We start from the raw sequence: 17,458 nt of genomic DNA on the forward strand, positions 1-17,458 counted from the left end.
CCGTTGGAAAGACGACCTGTGGTCGCATCATTCCGTATCGTGCTCATTGGCCCAGCACCGCCTCCATGACCTTCTTGGCGATCGGTGCCGCCAAGGTGCCACCGGCGATGTCGTTCCGGGCGATGTTCGCGTCCTCGATCAGCACCGCCACCGCGATCTTCGGGTCGTCCGCGGGCGCGAACGCGGTGAACCAGGCGAACGGCGGGCGGTCCTTCGAGGTCTGCGCCGTACCCGTCTTGCCGGCCACCTGGACGTTCGGGATCCGGCCCGGCTTGCCGGTGCCGTTGTTGACCACATCGATCATCATCGCGGTCAGCTGGCTCGCGACCTGCGGCGTGACCGCCTGGTGCAGCGACTCCGGCTTGGTCTCGGAAACCGTCTTCAGGTCCGGGGTCTTCACGCTCTGGACCAGGTACGGCTTCATCACCTCGCCCTTGTTCGCGATCCCGGCCGCCACCATCGCCATCTGCAGCGGGGTGGCCCGGACGTCGAACTGGCCGATCGCGGACTGCGCGGTCTGCGGCTCGTTCGGGTCTCCGGGGAACTGGCTGGTCGCCACGCTCGGCAGCTCGGTCAGCGGACGGGAGCCGAAGCCGAACTTGGCGGCCTGCGCGCTCAGCGCGTCCGCACCGAGCGCCATGCCGACAGAGCCGAAGGCAGTGTTGCAGGAGTAGCGCAGCGCGATCGTCAGGGTCGCGTTGTCGCTGCCGCCGCAGTTCTTGTTGTCCTCGTTCACCAGCGGGACAGTGGTCTGCGGAAGCGGCAGCTGTGCCGGCGAGGCCACCTTGCTCTCCGGGGTGTACTTACCGCTGGACAGCGCGGCCGCGGCGGTGACCAGCTTGAACGTCGACCCCGGCGGGTACAGCTCCTGGACCGCGCGGTTCGACAGTGGCTTGTCCTTGTCCGCGTTCAGGCTCTTCCAGGCCGCGGACACCTTGTTGGGGTCGTGCGAGGCGAGCTGGTTCGGGTCGTACGACGGCCGCGTGGCCATCGCGAGGATCCGCCCGGTCTTCGGCTCGATCGCCACCACCGCACCGGTCTTCCCGGCGAGGCCGTCGTACGCCGCCTGCTGAGCCGCCGCGTTCAGCGTCAGCGTCACGCTGCCGCCCTGCTGCGGGCGGTTGCTGATCACGTCGATGATCCGGCGGAACGCCATCGACGGGTCCGAGCCGTTCAGCTCGGAGTTCATCGTCAGCTCGATACCGCCGCGGCCGTACAGGTACGAGTAGAAGCCGGTCGCCGGCGCGTACACCTGGCCGGAGGCGTACTTGCGCTGGTACTTGAACCGGTCGCCCGACGGGTCGCTCTTCGCCACCGGCGTACTGCCGATCAGGATCGGGCCGCGGTTCACCGAGAACTGCGAGTCCCGGACCCGGTTGTTGTCGTTGCGGCCGTTGATCTCGTTCGCGCGGAAGGCCTGCAGGTACGTCGAGTTGGCCATCAGCGCGAGCATCAGGATGATTGCCGCGACTGCGAGCCGTCGGATCGCCGAGTTCATGCCTTCTGCACCGCCATCGCGATCGTCTCGTCGGAAACCGGAGCGGCCGGGGTCTGCGGCCGCCGGGCCTGGTCGCTGATCCGCAGCAGCAGCGCGATGATCGCCCAGTTCGCGACCAGCGACGTACCACCGAGGGCCATGAACGGGGTGGCCAGACCGGTCAGCGGGATCAGGCCGGTGACGCCGCCGACGATCACGAACACCTGCAGCGCGAACGACATCGCCAGACCGGTGGCGATCAGCTTGCCGAAGATGTCCCGGCAGCCGAGCGCGGTGCGCAGGCCGCGTTCGATGATCAGCGTGTAGACCAGCAGGATCGCGATCAGGCCGGTGAGGCCGAGCTCCTCGGCGAACGAGGAGATGATCATGTCGCTGTTCGCGTACAGCGTGGCCTCCGGGTGGCCCTGGCCGAGGCCGCGGCCGAGCACGCCGCCCCAGGCCTGGCCCATCAGCCCGAGCTTCACCTGGCCGCCGTCGATCGCCCACGGGTTCAGCCAGTCGGTCACCCGGCGGTGTACGTGGCCGAAGGTGGTGTACGCGAAGTACGCGCCGCCGGCGAACAGCAGACCACCGATGATCAGCCAGCCCGCGCGCTCGGTCGACACGTACAGCAGGAACAGGAACAGGCCGAAGAACAGCAGCGACGAACCGAGGTCGCTCTCGAACACCAGGACACCCAGGCTGACCGCCCAGGCGATCCCGATCGGGCCGAGGTCGCGGGCCCGCGGCAGGTCCAGCCCGAGGAACCGGTGCCCGGCGAGCGTCAGGACGTCGCGTTTCACCACCAGGTAGCCGGCGAAGAACACGACCAGACAGATCTTCGCGAACTCACCGGGCTGGAAGGACATACCCGCCAGGCGGATCCAGATCCGGGCGCCGTTCAGGTTCACGCCGAGGCCCGGGATCAGCGGCAGCACGAGCAGCACCAGACCGGCGAGGCCGGCCGTGTACGTAAGTGCCTGAAGCCGGCGGTGATCTCTGATCACAAGGATCACGACCAGGAACAGCACGACGCCGACCGCGGTCCAGGTGATCTGCTGCGGCGCGGCGGGCCCCTTCGGCACCTTGCCCTTCGCCTCCGCGACGATCGCCAGACCGAGGTCGATCCGGTGGATCATCGCGACGCCCAGCCCGTTCAGCAGTACGGCGCAGGGCAGCAGCACCGGATCGGCGTACGGCGCCCGGTACCGGAGCGCGAGGTGCGCGATCAGCGCGAGCAGCCCGATACCGGCGGCGTAGTACCCGGTGCTGGCCGGGACGGAGTTCTGGACGGTGATGCCGATGTTCACGTATGCGCCGACCGCGACCGCGACGGCGATCACGAGCAGCAGCAACTCCACCCCACGCCGGGTGCGCGGGATGATCTGGATGACCGACGTGGACGCGATGCTCATCGGACCCCGTCGCAGTCGTCCGGGTCGACCGGAGTGCTCGGCGTCGTCGTCGGTGTGGTCGTCGGGGCGGTGGACGGCTTCGGTGCGGTCGTCACCGGGGGCTTCGAGACCGGCACCGTCGTCGAGGGCTTTCCCGTCGGCTTGAGCGTCGGCTTGGGCGTCGGCGTCGGGGTCGGCTTGGCCTTCGCGGCGCACTGGGCAGCGGTCTGCTGCAGCGTCGCGACGATCGACCGCGCACCGGCCAGGTTGTCCGCCTGGATGTTGCCCTCCACCTGTTCACGGCTGTACGTCGGGAGCTTGTCGACCTGCAGCGACTGCCGCTCGTACACCTTCGACAGCGACAACCCGGGCAGGTCGGCCTCGACGCCCTTGAAGATCGCCACGTAGTCGCCGTCGGTGCCGACGTAGTACTGCTTCTGGGTCCAGCTGTACGCGAACCAGCCGCCGCCGACGATCAGGCCGAGGACGACGAGCAGTACGGCGATCCGCCGCGGCCACAGGAACCGCTTCGGCGGGCGCGGGGCGTACCGCAGCTCCTCGGGGTCGACTGCGGCGCGGTGGCCGCCGCCACCATGACCGCCACCGTGTCCCTCACCGCCGGCGCGGACCGCGACCGTTGGCTCGGCGCGACCCGTACTGCCCTGGGCCAGCTCGGCGGCAGCGCCGACCAACTGCGGCTGGGTCCCGCTCGCGGGCACGGTCTCGACCACGTCCGCGACGACGCACGTGACGTTGTCGTTCGAGCCGGCCTCGAGCGCGTGCGTGATCAGCTCGACGACGACCGAGTCCGGCGTACCGGAGGCCATCGACGCGGCGATCACGTCGTCGCTGACGTAGTCGGGCAGGCCGTCGCTGCACAGCATCAGCCGGTCGCCGGCCTGGACGTCGAGGATCTCCAGGTCCGGATCGGAGTCCGGCCGCCCGTCGAGCACCCGGAGGATCAGGTTCCGGTGCGGGTGGGTGAAGGCCTCCTCCTGGGAGATCCGGCCCTCGTCCACCAGCGACTGGACGAACGTGTGGTCGTGGCTCAGCTGGTACAGCTGCCCGTCGCGCAGCCGGTACGCGCGGGAGTCGCCGAGATGCGCCAGCCCGAGTTGCCGGCCGTCGAACATCAGCGCGGTGACCGTCGAGCCCATGCCCTCGCGCTCGGGGTCCTCCTCGACCAGCTCGGAGAGCCGCTCGTTCGCGCGGTGCACGGCGCCGGCCAGCGCCTCGATCATGTCCTCGCCGGCGATGTCGGCGGTGTCCAGCCGGCGGATCACCTGGACCGCCGCCGCGCTGGCCACCTCACCGGCGGCCGCACCGCCCATCCCGTCGGCGAGCAGCAGCAGGTGCGGACCGGCGTACGCCGAGTCCTCGTTGTTGCGGCGGACGCGGCCGACGTCGGAAAGGGTTGCGTAGTCGAGCGACAGGGTCATCGGGGCAGGCCTACTTCGCGATGTTCAGCGTCGTCCGGCCGATCCGGATCGAACCGCCGATCTCGGCCGGGACCGGGCGGGTGACCCGCTGGCCGTCAAGGTACGTGCCGTTGGTGGAGCCGAGGTCCTCGACCCACCACTGGCCCTCGGACTGGAACAACCGGGCGTGCCGGGTCGAGGAGTAGTCGTCGTCCAGCCGGATCTGGCAGTCCGACCCGCGGCCGATGATCACCGGCTCGTCCACCAGCGACGCACCGACTCCGGCCTGCGGCCCGTCCGCGATCGTCACCGACCCGGGCAGGCCCTTGCGCTTCTTGACCGGCTTCGCGGGCTTCGGGGTCCGGGTGGTCTGCGGTACGGCGGCGGCTGCCGCGCGGCTGTCCACCTTCGCTCCGAACAGGTCGGACCTGATCACGGACAGCACCGCGAGGACGAACATCCACAACAGGGCCAGGAACCCCAGTTTGATCAGGGTCAGGGTCAGTTCCGACATGGAAGGACAATCACCACCCGCTGCTCGGCGGCTGGGCCATCGGCTCGTCCGCCAGACGCAGCGTCATCGTCGTGTTACCGATCCGGACGGTGGAGCCGTCGACCAGCTCGGCCTCGGTGGACCGACGGCCGTTCACCAGTGTGCCGTTGGTGGAACCGAGGTCGACCAGCACCACGCGGATGCCGCCGGGACCTTCCGGCATCAGCCGGATCTCGGCGTGCCGGCGGGAGACGCCCGGGTCGTTGATCTGGATGTCCGCGTCGGTACCGCGGCCGAGCACCACGCCGGGGGGGTTGACCGGGCGGCGGCGGCCGTTCACCTCGAGCATCACCTGCGGATGGCCGCGCCGCGGCGCCGGCTGCTGGGGCGGCGGCTGGTACTGCGGAACGACCGGTGGCGGGTTCGGCGGCACGTAGGGCTCCTGCTCGTAGGGCTGGGGCTCGGGCTGCTGGTACTGGGCCGGGCGCCGCTGCGGCGTCCCGAGCGTCTCGCTGACCACCCGGAACTTACCGGTCGGGAGGTCGTCCTGCTGGACCAGCTCGATGTCGATCGGTCCGGAGAACGTGTACCGCTGGATGTCGGCGTGGTCGCGCAGCTCGTTCGCGAGCTCGTGGTTCAGGGTCCGGCCGTACGCGTTCAGCCGCTCGAAGTCGTCCGGTCCCAGCTCGATGGTGAAGTGGTTCGGCACCAGCCGGCGGTCCCGGGACAGGATCCGCGCGGTGTTGTCGATCTCACGCTTGAGTGCCGCGGCCAGCTCGATCGGCTCGACGTCACCCTTGAAAGCGCGCGCGAAGACACCGCTCACAATGCCTTCCAGGCGTCGCTCGAAGCGCTGTAGCGGTCGCACGCCTCCTCCTCCACGGTCGGTACGCCAACAGTCGTCCACCGGTCGGGCGGACACACCGGGTACGACGATCGATCGTATCGGGAGGTTCGACCGAACCCGCAATGTGAAGCACCGGTACAACCCGTGCTACTGTTCCTTCTCGTCGTCAGGAGATCATCTCAGGCGGCAGCGCGCGGGTGGCGGAATAGGCAGACGCGCACGGTTCAGGTCCGTGTGCCCGAAAGGGCGTGGGGGTTCAACTCCCCCCTCGCGCACAGACAAGGTCCCGGTCGAGTCGACCGGGACCTTTCACATTCGCACCCCGATTTCCTCCTTTCGGATGACCCGACCGACCCGGAGCCCAGGCCACCTGGGACGCGGACCAGGGCGGCGGGTGCGGTGAGGTCGATGCGGGTGATGATGCCGGGAGTCACCCAGACGGGTGTGTCCCCGAGCCGGCCGGACAGCTGGTGATGCAGGTGGCCGGTCAGGACCGGATGCCGTTTCGCTGCACTCCCCGGTGGTCGCGTCCACCCTCGCCAGTTGTGTGAGCCGAGGCTACCTGCGGGAGCGCTCCGGGTGTGCGGGGCGCGGTAGGCGCAAGGTTGGTGAGCCGCGGTGTCTGCCGGTGCGGGCCGGCGTGGGGACGGCGCGGTGGTTGCGCAGCATCCAGATCGCGACGGCGACCGCGGCGATCAGGCCGGCGAGGCCGGCGTAGTCGGTCATGCTCATCCTGCGTCTCTTCTCCAGGGCGGGTCGCTGGGCGGTGGCGAGTTCCGCTTGACTCGAAAGTGACGGGTGCTCACGCAGGCTGTGATGGCACGGCTGAGTCATGGCGCTTTTGTGTCATTCGGAAAGCGCTCGCTTCCTGATCGGTAAGGCTGTTAGGTGGGGTGCATGCACGACGGTTCGTTGCTCGACGCGCACGAGGAGCACACCTACCGGCTGCTGGTCGGGCTGTCCGCCGCGCGGGCCGCGGAGCTTGCCGAGGTCGCCGAACTGGCGCCGCAGGAGGCCGCCGACGTGCTGCAGCGGTTGCAGGCGAAAGGTTTGGTGTCGGTCCAGGCTGCTGACGAGCCGGTGTTCCGGCCGTTGCCGCCGGACGTCGCGTTCGGTACGACGTTGCTCCGGCGGCAGGAGTCGCTCGAGGCGGCGCGGCAGACCGTCGCCTCACTGAGCGAGGAGTTCCGCGCGAGCGCGAACCGGCGCGACGCGCACCACCTGGTCGAGGTGATCATCGGCGCCGGCACGCTCCGCGAACGTCTCCGCGACCTGCAGAATTCGGCCCGCACGGAAATCCTGTGGTTCTGCCGCGCGAACCCGCTCGCGATGCAGGGCGCGGACAACACCGAGGAGTACGGCGCTCTCTCGCGCGGGGTGCGCTACCGGGCGATCTACGAACGGGCGCTGATCGAAACTCCCGGCGAGCTGGATTCGATCGCCGAAGGAGTCAGCTGGGGCGAGGAAGCAAGAGTCGTACCGACGCTCCCCGTCCGCCTCGCGATCGTCGACCGTGCCACCGCCATCTGCCCGCTCGTCCGAGACGACGAAACCGTCGGCGAACCCTCCGCGGCCATCATCAACCAAGGCCAGCTACTGGACGCCCTGTTGGCCTTGTTCGAAAGCTACTGGGAGTTCGCCACCCCCGTACGACTCCAGCCCGGCACCCCTGTCCCGGAAGGCCTCGACGACTCCGAGGGCTTGCTCCTCTCGTTGCTCGTGGGCGGCGTACCCGACAAGTCGATCGCAACTCAGCTGGGCATCAGCCGCCGAACCGTCCAGCGGCGCCTGGACCGCCTGATGGCCTTGGCAGGCGTGGACACAAGAACCGGCCTGGCTTTCCAGGCGGCAAAGCGCGGCTGGCTCTGACCACGCCGGGCGCCGCGTTGTGCGGCGCCCGGCGGGTGGTTAGTGGACTCCGTAGGCGCGGATTACCGTTTGGGTGATCTTGGCGCCGTTCGGGCCGGTGGCTTCGGTTTTGAGGGAGACCGTGTCGTGGGCGTTCGGGACCACGGCGAGGTAGTGGCCGGCGGTGCCTACTACGGCCAGGCGTTGCCAGGTGGTGCCCTCGTCGTAGGAGGCCCAGGCTTTCAGGGAGATCGCGCCCGGGGAATCCAGGCCGATTGCGTGGGTTCGGGTGGGGACTCGGCCTGTCAGGTCCACCGGGACCTTGTAGTTGATTTGCTGGAGGGGCAGCGGGACGGATTTGTCGTCGGGTTGTTCGGCGGAGCGGAACTCCCAGGTGGTCTGGGTGCGGGTGCCCCAGTTCCATTCGCCTTCTTCGTCGATGCGGGCGGTGGTGACATCCAGCTTGTAGTTGGCGTCGGCGCTGGTCGTGATCACGTCGGCCCAGGCGTTCGGTAGTTCCGCGACCACCTGCCCGTCGCGGGAGAGGGTGGCTGAGGACGACGTGGTCTCGCCTCGCGTGTAGTGGCCGGCGGCGTCCACAAAGGCCGGGATGCGGAACGACAGCCGGTCACCGGTGCGGGTTGACGGTACGCCGGGAGCCGCCGCGGGCCGGACCACCGGGCCGAACCAGGTCTCGTCGGACTTGGCCGGGCGGTAGCTCTGCGGCAGCGACGTCATCCCGCCGCTCAGCGGGTTCATCGTGTCCCACGTGTACAGGTGCGACACCCGGTGCTGCCACAGCGAGTCGCCGGACGTCACCCACTCCTCGCGTACCTTCGGTGTCTCGACGAAGCGCTGCGAGTCGTTCCAGGAGTACTCCTGCCACGGCCGCCACCCGAACCGCTGTTCCTTGGCCCAGTTGAACCCGCCGTTGTCGGCGTACCGGGTGGTGATCCGCGCGCTGTTCGCCGCCGTCACCTTGTAGTCGATCTTCGCCGGGATGAAGCCGGTGGAGACCTGCTGTACGTCGTACAGGTACGGGCTGGAGGTGGTCAGCGTCAGGTCGATCGTGGCGCGGCCGCGCTTGGTGCGGTCGATCAGCTTCTGGCCGTCGTCGAAGGTGGTGACCATAGCGGGGATCGGCTCGCGGTCGCCTTCCGGGCGCCAGATGGTCCAGGCGGTCCAGTCTGCCGGGCGGATCAGGATGATGCCTGCGGCGCCTGCGTCGGCGGCCGCCTTGATCTGTTCCTCCTCGTCGTCCGACGGCATCACCACTACAGATCCCCGCACACCGGTGAGTGACGAGTCCGAGTACACGAGCGGGAAGCGGCGCTTGCCTTCGAAGGCAGGAGATTGGTGCAGCAGGTTGATGTCGAGAGGGGTCGGGCCGGTGGGGATGCCGGGGACTGTTGCTTGCACCATCGGAGCTACCAGTTGCCAGCGGGAGGAGAACTCGAAGGTCCCGTCCTTGACCGGCTTGGTCGGGGTGACGTTGACCTGCTGGACGGTGCTGAAGTGCATGACGCCGTGGCTGATCGACCGGCCGTTGCCGTACACGCGGTGCACGTAGTAGCTCAGCACCGCCTGCTGCTCCGACGGCTTCGGTGTCTCGATCGTGATCGGGACCGCCTTGCGGGCGTCGATGACGATCTCGGTGTCCTTGTCGACCACGATGTTCGGGTCGGTGAACAGGCTCGCCTGCTCGTTCTGCGGGTCGTTGTTCTCCACCAGCGAGTGCAGCAGGTACGTACCCTCCTCGACCTCGGCGGTGTACGTCTGCCCGTCCTTGATCCAGCCCAGTACGTCGGACCGTGAGTTGTCGCCGTACAACGAGACGACCGGCGACCCGGTGGGCCGGCCGTCGAGCCCGATCGCGCGCAGCGTCACCTTGTGCTTCGGCCCGGACCGCAGCGCGCCGACGGCCGTGTGCGTCACCGACCCATCGGTGCCGGTGGCAACGATCCACCCGCTGTACTGACCGCGGCCGAGCTTGGCCGGATCCAGCGACAGCGGTACGTCGGCAGTCCCGTGCGCGGGCACCGTGACCGAGGCGGCGAGTGCGAACCCTTCCGGCGAGGGCTTCCCGCTGTCCAGGTTCGTGAGCTGCGCCGCCAAGCTCAATGTCACCGCACTGTCCGCGTCGTTCCGGTAGGTGATTGTCCGCGTGGTCACGGCCGCCGACGTCTGCAGCCCGAAGTCCGCGACCCCGCTGGCGGTCACCTTCTGCGCGACCGCGCGGGTGAGGTCGACCCGCCCGGCGCCCTGCTGGTACACGGTCTGGTCCGGCTGCGTCTTCGCCGTACTGACCAGCGCGTCCTTCAGTTGGCCGGCCTTCCAGTCCGGGTGCTGCTGCGCGAGCAGTGCGGCGGCACCGGCGACGTGCGGCGTCGCCATCGACGTACCGGAGGCGGCGGTGTAGAGCTCGTCGACCGGGTCGCCCATCGCCGTGCCGGCGGCGCGGGCGGCGATGATGCCGACGCCGGGCGCGGTGATCTCCGGCTTCAGGCCCGAGTCGCCGAGCCGCGGGCCGCGGCTGGAGAAGTCGGCGAGCTTGTCGTCGCGGTCCACCGCGCCGACGGTCAGCGCGGCCGCGGCGGCGCCCGGCGTACCGACCGACTCGTCCCGGCCCTCGTTGCCGGCGGCAACGACGAACAGCGTGCCGGTCTGCGCGGTGAGGTCGTTGACCGCCTGGCTGAGCGGGTCGGTGCCGTCGGTGGCGTCACCGCCGAGGCTCATGTTCACGACCTTGGCGCCCGAGTTGGCGGCCCACTCCATCCCGGCGATGATCCACGAGTCGTACCCGTACCCGTCGTCGCCGAGCACCTTCCCGACCAGCAGGTCGGCCTTCGGCGCGACGCCCTTACGGGTACCGCCGGCGCCCGCGCCGGTCCCGGCGATCGTCGCCGCGACGTGGGTGCCGTGGCCGAAGTGGTCCTCGGTACCGCTCGGGCTGCCGGAGAAGTCCCGGCTCTCCTTGACCTTGCCCTGCAGGTCCGGGTGGGTCGCGTCGACGCCGGTGTCGAGTACGGCGACCTCGACGCCGGAGCCCTCGTACCCGGCCTTCCAGGCGTCCGGCGCGCCGATCTGCGGGACGCTCTTGTCCAGGACGGGCTTGACCCTGCCGTCCAGCCAGATCTTCGTCACGCCGCTGGTCAGACTGCGTTGACCGTCGGCGGGCTTCAGAGATTTCCACAGCGCCGGCAGTTGGTCCTTGGAGACCTCGACAGCGCGTCCGCCGATCGACGGCAGTTGCCGCGTGGTCGTCGTACCGGCGAGGCTCGCCGCGGCGCGGGCACCGGGCGTGTCCTTGACGATGAGCGGGAGCTCATCGGATTCGCCGTACCCGTCGGCGATCAGTTCGTCGACGTCGAACAGGTTCACGTCCAGGACGCCGCTGGAGATGTACGGTACGGCGTCGCTCGGCAGCACGCGGAGGCCGCCGTCGGCCTCTACGGTGTGGAACGAGACCCCTTCACGCCCGGCGGCCGGGCGAACGGTGGCGGATTTACGGCCGCCGCCCGCGTCGCTCACCTGGACCACGTCGCCGGTTATCAGCGTGACGGTGTCAGCGTGCCGGGCAGTGTCGCGGGCGGACGGTGGGAGCGCCGCGGCAGACGGGATCACCGTCGCCGCGCCGAGGGCAAGCACCGCCGCGGTGGTGAGCGCGGTGATGCGTCGGAGGGAGGACATAGGCGGAATCTCCTTCAGGCGGCCGGACAGCCTTCCGAAGAGTTTGCAATCCGGTCACAGGAATCCGGCCTGTCCAGCACTGCCGTCCCTGCGACATGGCGCAACCACGCCACACCCGGCAGCATTCAGCGCATGAGTGCACAGCAACTGGCCCGCCGGTGGGGGTGGATCGGTACGTTCCTGATCGGCAGTGGGTTGTACCTCGCGGTGCTGGGGGTGCTGACCGACACCGGGAACCCGAATCTGTTCCCGACGATGATCCTGCTCGGTGCGCTGGTCGTCCCGCTGACGTTCGTGACGTTCGCGGCCGGCCGGTCCGGGCGCTGGCTGATCGACGGGCCGACGCTGGGCGGCTGCCTGCTGTTCGGCGGCGTGGTAGGCGTGGTGGTGGCCGGGCTGCTGGAGTACGACGCGATGCGCCGGCTCGGGACGCTGCCGATGGTCGGGGTGGGCGTGATCGAGGAGGCGGCCAAGCTCGTCGTACCGGCGATCCTGGTGGTGTTCTTCGGGCACCGGTACCGGACCTCGCTCGGGCGCGGGATCGTGATCGGCGTTTCCGTCGGCACCGGGTTCGCCGTACTCGAGACGATGGGGTACGCGTTTGTGGCCCTGCTGCAGTCGGGCGGGAACGTCGGCGCCGCCGAGCAGACGCTGTTCATCCGCGGCCTGCTCTCGCCGGCCGGGCACGCCGCCTGGACCGGGCTGACCTGCTGGGGCCTGTGGCGGTTCGTGATCGAGCCGACCGGCCGGCACTTCGCCGGGTTCCTCGGGATGTACGCGGTGGCGGTCGCACTGCACACGGCCTGGGACGGCATCGGCGGCCGGATCACGTACGCCGTGGTCGGCGCGATCTCGATCGGTCTGCTGCTGTACGGCCTGAAGCGGGCGCAGCGGGCAGACCTGGGACAAGTCGTCCAGCCAGCCTGAAGGGGTATGGACAAGACGTGTCGAAATGAGTACGGTCCGTAACTGCGTCCGCCTGACGCCACCGTGTCGTGAGGTACCGCCCGCCAGTGGTACCTCGCTGGTAGGTGGGTAGAGCAGGCCGCGGCGGTACGTCACGGCCTGATGGGGGCCCGCTTGCCCAGGTGGGGTGCTGAACGACACTCACTCCTTCAGCACCCCACCGGTTCAACTCTTCACCTGGTGTTTGTTACGGCGCCCGCGAAGCTGGGCAGACTGACCTGCGTCCATCGGTCCCCAACCGCCCCTGGGAGTAGCCGTGCAACGACTCTTGCGTCCGGCGCTGCTCGTCACCGCCGTACTCGCCCTCCTCGGCTTCGGAATCACTCCGTCGAACGCCGCCACCACGATCACGGTCGCCACCGCGATCGGCCAACAGGACAACTCGACCGCATCGGTCACCGGGTACGTGGTCGGTCAGCCGACCGCCACCAGCACCGTTGTCCGCAGCAACTTCCCGAACGACTACGCGCTGGCGCTCGCCGACTCGGCGTCCCAGACCAGTACGTCGTCGATGCTCTACGTGCAGATCCCGGACGCGTTCCGCGCTTCGTACGGCCTGCAGAGCAACCCGAGCCTGCTCGGCCAGCAGATCACCGTCACCGGCAGTCTCACGGCGTACTTCTCGCATCCCGGCCTGAAGAACGCGACCGCCTTCACCGGTGGTGGCGGCAGTTCGGACCCCGGTGATCCCGGCGACTACTACGCCGGCGCCACGGGCAAGACCGGCGCGGCGCTGAAGTCGGCGCTGCACACGATCATCTCGCAGCAGACCAAGCTCACCTACGACCAGGTCTGGGACGCGCTCAAGGTGACCGACCAGGACCCGAACAACAGCAACAACGTCATCGAGGTCTACTCGGGTCGCTCGATCGCGAAGAGCCTGAACGGCGGTGACGCCGACGACTGGAACCGCGAGCACGTCTGGGCCAAGTCGCACGGCGACTTCGGCACCACCACCGGCCCGGGCACCGACCTGCACCACCTGCGTCCCGAGGACGTCACGGTGAACTCGGCCCGCGGCAACCTGGACTTCGACAACGGCGGTACGGCGGTTGCCCAGTGCACCGGTTGTACGGCGGACGCGGACTCGTTCGCGCCGCGCCCGGCGGTCCGTGGTGACGTTGCCCGGATGATCTTCTACATGGCCGTCCGGTACGAAGGTGACGACGGATTCCCGAACCTGGAGCTCGACGACCAGGTCAACAACGGCACCGCGCCGTACATCGGCAAGCTCTCGGTCCTGAAGGCCTGGGCGGCGGCCGACCCGCCGGACGCGTTCGAGAAGAACCGCAACGAGGTCATCTACAGCCAGTTCCAGCACAACCGGAACCCGTTCATCGACCACCCGGAGTGGATCACCTCGATCTGGCCGTAAGCCGGTAGAACCTGCAAGGGCCGCGCTCAGGATGCGCGGCCCTTGTCTTTGTGCAGGTCCTACCGGCGTCCTGCCTCTTGACCGACTGCGGGAGTCCTCGCCGCCACCGGACGGCCGGTCGCCGCGAGCTGCGGCGACGCGCCGGGCTGGGCCATCCCCGCCTGCGCGACCGCCAGGCCGAAACGGTCCTGCACCCACTCCCGGAAGCCCGGATCGGCGATCCGGACCCGCTGGTCGTTCTCGGTCAGCAGTCCCATCGAGATCAGCTTCTCCTTCGCGCCGTCGAGCGCCCAGGCGCGTGGCCCGCGCGGCTCGGAGCGAGTCGGGATCGGCGCACCCTGCGAACCGTGCGACACAGCTCGCCGCAGCATCTCCTTCATGTCGTGGCTGCAGTTGAACCAGGCAGCGTCGTACAACCCTTGCGACCGGACGTTCAGTCGCCTGGCCGCGGCTGTCGCGTTGTCCGCGGTGATTCCGGCGGCCGGGTCCGCGAGCTTGAGTGCGGCGGCCGTGAGGATCCGGAGCCGGGTCGGGTTGCCTTCGGCGGCCACGACCAGGTGCTCGATCGCCGCCTGCTCGTAGCGGATGCCGGCGGCCTCGAGCGGGCCGGTCAGGGCGCCGCGCAGCTGATCCTTGCTCAGCGGCCGGACCTTCCGGATGTCGATCTTCTCCGGTTCCCGGCCCTCGGTACCGGCGACGCCTGCCGACGCCGTACGCAGCCGAGCTTCCGTCTCCTCGCCACCGGCGCCGACCAGGAACATCGGCCGACCCTGCTCGCGCAGGTGCGCCGACAGCCTGACCAGAGCGGACATGTCGTCCCAGCCGGCTTTGTGCTCCTTCTGCGCCGCGGCGTCCAGGTTGTCCACCATCAGCAGGATCGGGTTCCCGTGCCGCTCGCTCATCTTGCCGAGGTGCTCGCCGAGCTCGTTGAGCGTCGTGCCGGAGTCCTTGGCGACGCCTTCCCACGAGGTGTGCACGGCGGCCCTCGCCACCCCCGGAAGACCACCCCGGACCTGCATGGTGTTCATCGAGTTCCTGGTCCGGACCGCCATCTTCTTCAGGATCTCGTGCAGCTTCCGGACGTCCTCGGGTGGGTAATCCCGTTCGAACCTGTCGAGCTGGGCGCGGACGCCGCGGATGATGCGCGCCTCGATCGGTTCGCGGCGCGAGGCGCTCACCCGGATCGAGATCCAGCCTTCCGCGTCAGCCATCGCCTGGGTCTTGTCCAGCTCATGGCTGGTGCCCATTCCGGGCGGTCCGGTGAACAGCACCGTGGTGCCGTCCGGGACCCGTTGGTCGAGAGAGATCGGGCCGTTGTCGTCCTCGCGTTCGATCGGACTCACCAGCCCGCCCGGCGCACCGAAGACCCGGTTGGCGAGTTCTCGCTCACCGACCGCGACGGCCGTCGCTTGCACAGGCTGCGGGTGATCGACGCCCTGCCCGAACTGTGGTGTTGCGGTGGGCTCCTGTGTCTTGTTGTTGACCAGCCAAACCCTGAACCCCTCGTCGGGGATGGTGACGATGCCTCCACCGTGCTCGCGCAGGAGGCCGCGGGCCACGAGTTCCTGACGGGCCTGGTCCATCTCCTGCCACCGGCCGTCGCCGGCTTCGATGGCCGTCGGCATGTGGAGACCCCCGGGGCCCATCACCGCGACATCGGTCAGCAGGGTCTTCTGTGCGTCGGAGGTCTGCTTCTGGCTCCAGGCAGCTGGATAGGCGCGTATCTCCCGGCTCCGCCGCCACGCGCCGATCGCCGCCGTCGCCGCGTGGCCGGTGACGCCGTGCCGCGGGTCCCGATGGCCGAGTACTTCCTCACCGAGCTCGCGCAGCCATCCCGGGTCGCCGTTGGCCGCGTCGAGCAGCCTGTCGATGGCGACGCGTTCGTACGGAATGCCTGCCGCGTCCAGCGGCTCCGTGAGTGCCGGCCTGAGCTCGGCATCGGACACCGGTCCGAGCTCGCGGATGTCGAACGGGTTGGTGATCGTGGTGGCGATGCCGCCCATCCGGCGGGACGCCCGCATCAGCGCGCTGGTCGATTTCCCGCCACCGGCGGCGATCAGCCAGACCGGCCGGTCGAGTTGGCTCAGGTGCAGCGCCAGGTCGTTCAGGCCGGCCCGGTCGATCTCGTCGGCGGTGTCGACGTTGTCGACCATCAGCAGGATCGGCGTGCCGTCGGCATCGGTCAGCCTGCCGAGCTCGTTCGCGAAGTCCTCGAGGGTGGCACCGAGCTTGTCGTACGGCGAGGTGTCCTCCTCGCGCTTGTAGACGAGCTCGACGGGAAGTGCGCCGCCGAGGCCGCGCAGCTCGAATCCTCGCCGGGTCTTGCGGCCGCTGCGGGTCAGGTCGTTGACCGTCCTGCGGAGCTTGCGGAGCGGGTCGGGACGCAGTCGCGCCAGCATTCTGCCGAAAGCACTGCGCGGTTCGTCGCGGCCGAAGCGCCGCCGCAGGGCGCCGAGATTCTTCGAGACCACTCCGGCCAGGTGGACCTCGAGCGGGGTGTGCTCGGACGCCGAGATCCGCAGGGTGGTCCAGCCCTGCTGCGCGGCCAGCTCTTCGGCCCGGTCCAGTTCCGAGGTCTTGCCCATCCCGGACGGGCCGGTGAACAGGATCGCCTTGCGCTCCGGCAGGTCCGGCTCGATCGAGATCGGGTGGCCGAGCCTGTCCATCCGCCGAACGAAGTACGCCGGGTGCCGTTCGCTCCCGAAGACCTGGCTCATTCGACCAGCCTGCGGACCGTAGCGGTCGGTGACACTGTCGGTGAGTTACCTACCGGTTAACACTCGGGTCCCGGAAGTTGAATACGCCGCCGTGCAACTGGTCTATTCGCGCCCGCCCGATCGCGCAGTCCTGCGCCGGAACCGTTGGAAGCAACCCGGCGCGCTGCCACCCTCAGTGATATGCGAATCGCTCGAGTGGTCGCGGCACTGGCCGCCGTACCTCTGGTCGGAGGTTTGCTCGGTGGTGCGCCGGCCGCCCAGGCCGCCCCCGATCCGTACCTCACCGTCACGCAGGTCACCCTGGACCGTACGTCGGTCGCGGTGTCCGGCCTGAACACCTATCCGATCAACGTCACCGTCAAGGCCGGCTACAACTCCGGCTACCCCGGTGAGGACGTCGTGCTGAACGTGATCCTCGAGCGCACCGGCGGTACCGGCGGGCGCCAGGACATCGTGTCCGCCGCGCTGAAGCGGACCGCGGGCACGGTGACCGACGGCACCTGGACCGGCCGGCTGAACGTCGCGTCCACCGCGAACGGCACGTTCAAGGTCACCTCGGTGATGAGGGGCCCGTACGGCGGCCCGAACCCGGGCACCCCGGTCGACCCGACGCCGTACAGCGGGCAGACGATCACCGTGACCGGCACGAACCAGCCGCGGATCACCGCGGCGGTGAACCCGCGGGTGGTGCCGTTCGGTCAGCCGTACTCGATCACCTGGGCGGTCACGAACAGCGCGACCGGCAAGCCGTACGGCACCCGGATCCCGATCGGCCTCGGCGTCGACACCCCGTGCGCCGAGGGCGGCAGCCCGCTGTACCGGACCGGGACCAACGGCGTCATCACGAAGGCGTACACCGCCTCCGACGCCGGCGCGCTGAACTGCGCGCACATCTACACCGATCCGTACTTCATCGTCGGTCAGTGGCTGTTCCCGGCGCGGCCGACGGTCGTGACGGCGGTGCCGTCGAAGACGAGCGCCCCGGTCGGAACGATCGTCCCGGTGAACGGTTCGGTCGCGTACATGACCGGCTCGTGCCCGGTGCAGCTGCAGCGGCTGTACGGGCGGACGCAGTGGCGGACGGTCAGCACCGCCAAGGTCCGGCAGTCCGGGCGGTTCACGGTCAACGCGCAACCGTCGTACAAGGGCCTGATCCCGTACCGGGCGTACGTCCCCGCGTGTCAGCCGTTCGTCGCGGGCGTCAGCAAGTCGTTCACCATCCGAGGGACGTGA

At 69.3% G+C, this 17,458-nt stretch carries 12 protein-coding genes and 1 tRNA gene; 5 read left to right on the forward strand and 8 right to left on the reverse strand.

From position 1 onward, the window contains the following. Nucleotides 1-43 precede the first annotated feature (43 nt). From ACZ5BU_RS25725 to ACZ5BU_RS25745, 5 genes are read right to left on the reverse strand one after another with little or no spacing between them, the layout of a single operon-like run. Nucleotides 44-1,498 (reverse strand): peptidoglycan D,D-transpeptidase FtsI family protein, encoded by a 1,455-nt coding sequence (locus ACZ5BU_RS25725; protein ID WP_465702878.1) that lies wholly within the window; start codon nucleotides 1,496-1,498, stop codon nucleotides 44-46. Further along, on the reverse strand, nucleotides 1,495-2,892 hold the full coding sequence (locus ACZ5BU_RS25730; RefSeq protein WP_465702880.1) for an FtsW/RodA/SpoVE family cell cycle protein: 1,398 nt from the start codon (nucleotides 2,890-2,892) through the stop codon (nucleotides 1,495-1,497). Before ACZ5BU_RS25730 ends, ACZ5BU_RS25725 begins: the two co-directional genes overlap by 4 nt. Then, entirely contained in the window at nucleotides 2,889-4,310 is a 1,422-nt protein-coding gene (locus tag ACZ5BU_RS25735; RefSeq protein WP_465702882.1) for a PP2C family protein-serine/threonine phosphatase, read from the reverse strand. Before ACZ5BU_RS25735 ends, ACZ5BU_RS25730 begins: the two co-directional genes overlap by 4 nt. Before the next feature lie 10 nt (nucleotides 4,311-4,320). Then, entirely contained in the window at nucleotides 4,321-4,803 is a 483-nt protein-coding gene (locus tag ACZ5BU_RS25740) for an FHA domain-containing protein FhaB/FipA (RefSeq protein WP_465702884.1), read from the reverse strand. A gap of 10 nt (nucleotides 4,804-4,813) precedes the next feature. Further along, nucleotides 4,814-5,650 (reverse strand): FhaA domain-containing protein, encoded by an 837-nt coding sequence (locus tag ACZ5BU_RS25745; protein ID WP_465702886.1) that lies wholly within the window; start codon nucleotides 5,648-5,650, stop codon nucleotides 4,814-4,816. Nucleotides 5,651-5,820: 170 nt separating this feature from the next. On the opposite strand from ACZ5BU_RS25745, the gene ACZ5BU_RS25750 reads away from it, so the two are divergent. Continuing rightward, nucleotides 5,821-5,904: transfer RNA gene (locus ACZ5BU_RS25750), tRNA-Leu, on the forward strand. A gap of 283 nt (nucleotides 5,905-6,187) precedes the next feature. Here ACZ5BU_RS25750 and ACZ5BU_RS25755 read toward each other — a convergent pair. Continuing rightward, on the reverse strand, nucleotides 6,188-6,361 hold the full coding sequence (locus ACZ5BU_RS25755; RefSeq protein ID WP_465702887.1) for a hypothetical protein: 174 nt from the start codon (nucleotides 6,359-6,361) through the stop codon (nucleotides 6,188-6,190). A 165-nt stretch (nucleotides 6,362-6,526) separates the two neighbouring features. On the opposite strand from ACZ5BU_RS25755, the gene ACZ5BU_RS25760 reads away from it, so the two are divergent. Then, nucleotides 6,527-7,498, forward strand: a complete 972-nt coding sequence (locus tag ACZ5BU_RS25760; RefSeq protein WP_465702889.1) for a TrmB family transcriptional regulator — start codon at nucleotides 6,527-6,529, stop codon at nucleotides 7,496-7,498. A gap of 39 nt (nucleotides 7,499-7,537) precedes the next feature. Here the strand turns inward: ACZ5BU_RS25760 and ACZ5BU_RS25765 are convergent, their stop codons facing one another. After that, a complete protein-coding gene (locus ACZ5BU_RS25765; protein WP_465702891.1) occupies nucleotides 7,538-11,167 on the reverse strand; it encodes a S8 family serine peptidase in 3,630 nt (1,209 codons plus the stop codon). Between the two features lie 132 nt (nucleotides 11,168-11,299). Between ACZ5BU_RS25765 and ACZ5BU_RS25770 the strand changes: the two genes are divergently transcribed. Beyond that, nucleotides 11,300-12,094 (forward strand): PrsW family intramembrane metalloprotease, encoded by a 795-nt coding sequence (locus ACZ5BU_RS25770; RefSeq protein ID WP_465702893.1) that lies wholly within the window; start codon nucleotides 11,300-11,302, stop codon nucleotides 12,092-12,094. 295 nt (nucleotides 12,095-12,389) lie between these two features. After that, nucleotides 12,390-13,508 carry an endonuclease gene (locus tag ACZ5BU_RS25775; RefSeq protein WP_465702895.1) on the forward strand — a complete coding sequence of 373 codons (1,119 nt, stop codon included), beginning with the start codon at nucleotides 12,390-12,392 and terminating at the stop codon, nucleotides 13,506-13,508. Nucleotides 13,509-13,567: 59 nt separating this feature from the next. Here ACZ5BU_RS25775 and ACZ5BU_RS25780 read toward each other — a convergent pair whose 3' ends face one another. Next, on the reverse strand, nucleotides 13,568-16,225 hold the full coding sequence (locus ACZ5BU_RS25780; protein WP_465702897.1) for a hypothetical protein: 2,658 nt from the start codon (nucleotides 16,223-16,225) through the stop codon (nucleotides 13,568-13,570). A gap of 180 nt (nucleotides 16,226-16,405) precedes the next feature. Here ACZ5BU_RS25780 and ACZ5BU_RS25785 point away from each other — a divergent pair, with 180 nt between their 5' ends. After that, nucleotides 16,406-17,458 carry a hypothetical protein gene (locus ACZ5BU_RS25785; protein WP_465702899.1) on the forward strand — a complete coding sequence of 351 codons (1,053 nt, stop codon included), beginning with the start codon at nucleotides 16,406-16,408 and terminating at the stop codon, nucleotides 17,456-17,458.

This window comes from Kribbella sp. NPDC031520 (assembly GCF_055580825.1).

Excerpts from the sequence above, each read along its gene's own strand:
- ACZ5BU_RS25785 (WP_465702899.1), top strand. The coding sequence starts at position 16,406 with ATGCGAATCGCTCGAGTGGTCGCGGCACTGGCCGCCGTACCTCTGGTC.
- ACZ5BU_RS25730 (WP_465702880.1), bottom strand. The coding sequence starts at position 2,892 with ATGAGCATCGCGTCCACGTCGGTCATCCAGATCATCCCGCGCACCCGG.
- ACZ5BU_RS25740 (WP_465702884.1), bottom strand. The coding sequence starts at position 4,803 with ATGTCGGAACTGACCCTGACCCTGATCAAACTGGGGTTCCTGGCCCTG.
- ACZ5BU_RS25765 (WP_465702891.1), bottom strand. The coding sequence starts at position 11,167 with ATGTCCTCCCTCCGACGCATCACCGCGCTCACCACCGCGGCGGTGCTT.
- ACZ5BU_RS25770 (WP_465702893.1), top strand. The coding sequence starts at position 11,300 with ATGAGTGCACAGCAACTGGCCCGCCGGTGGGGGTGGATCGGTACGTTC.
- ACZ5BU_RS25755 (WP_465702887.1), bottom strand. The coding sequence starts at position 6,361 with ATGAGCATGACCGACTACGCCGGCCTCGCCGGCCTGATCGCCGCGGTC.
- ACZ5BU_RS25725 (WP_465702878.1), bottom strand. The coding sequence starts at position 1,498 with ATGAACTCGGCGATCCGACGGCTCGCAGTCGCGGCAATCATCCTGATG.
- ACZ5BU_RS25735 (WP_465702882.1), bottom strand. The coding sequence starts at position 4,310 with ATGACCCTGTCGCTCGACTACGCAACCCTTTCCGACGTCGGCCGCGTC.
- ACZ5BU_RS25760 (WP_465702889.1), top strand. The coding sequence starts at position 6,527 with ATGCACGACGGTTCGTTGCTCGACGCGCACGAGGAGCACACCTACCGG.
- ACZ5BU_RS25780 (WP_465702897.1), bottom strand. The coding sequence starts at position 16,225 with ATGAGCCAGGTCTTCGGGAGCGAACGGCACCCGGCGTACTTCGTTCGG.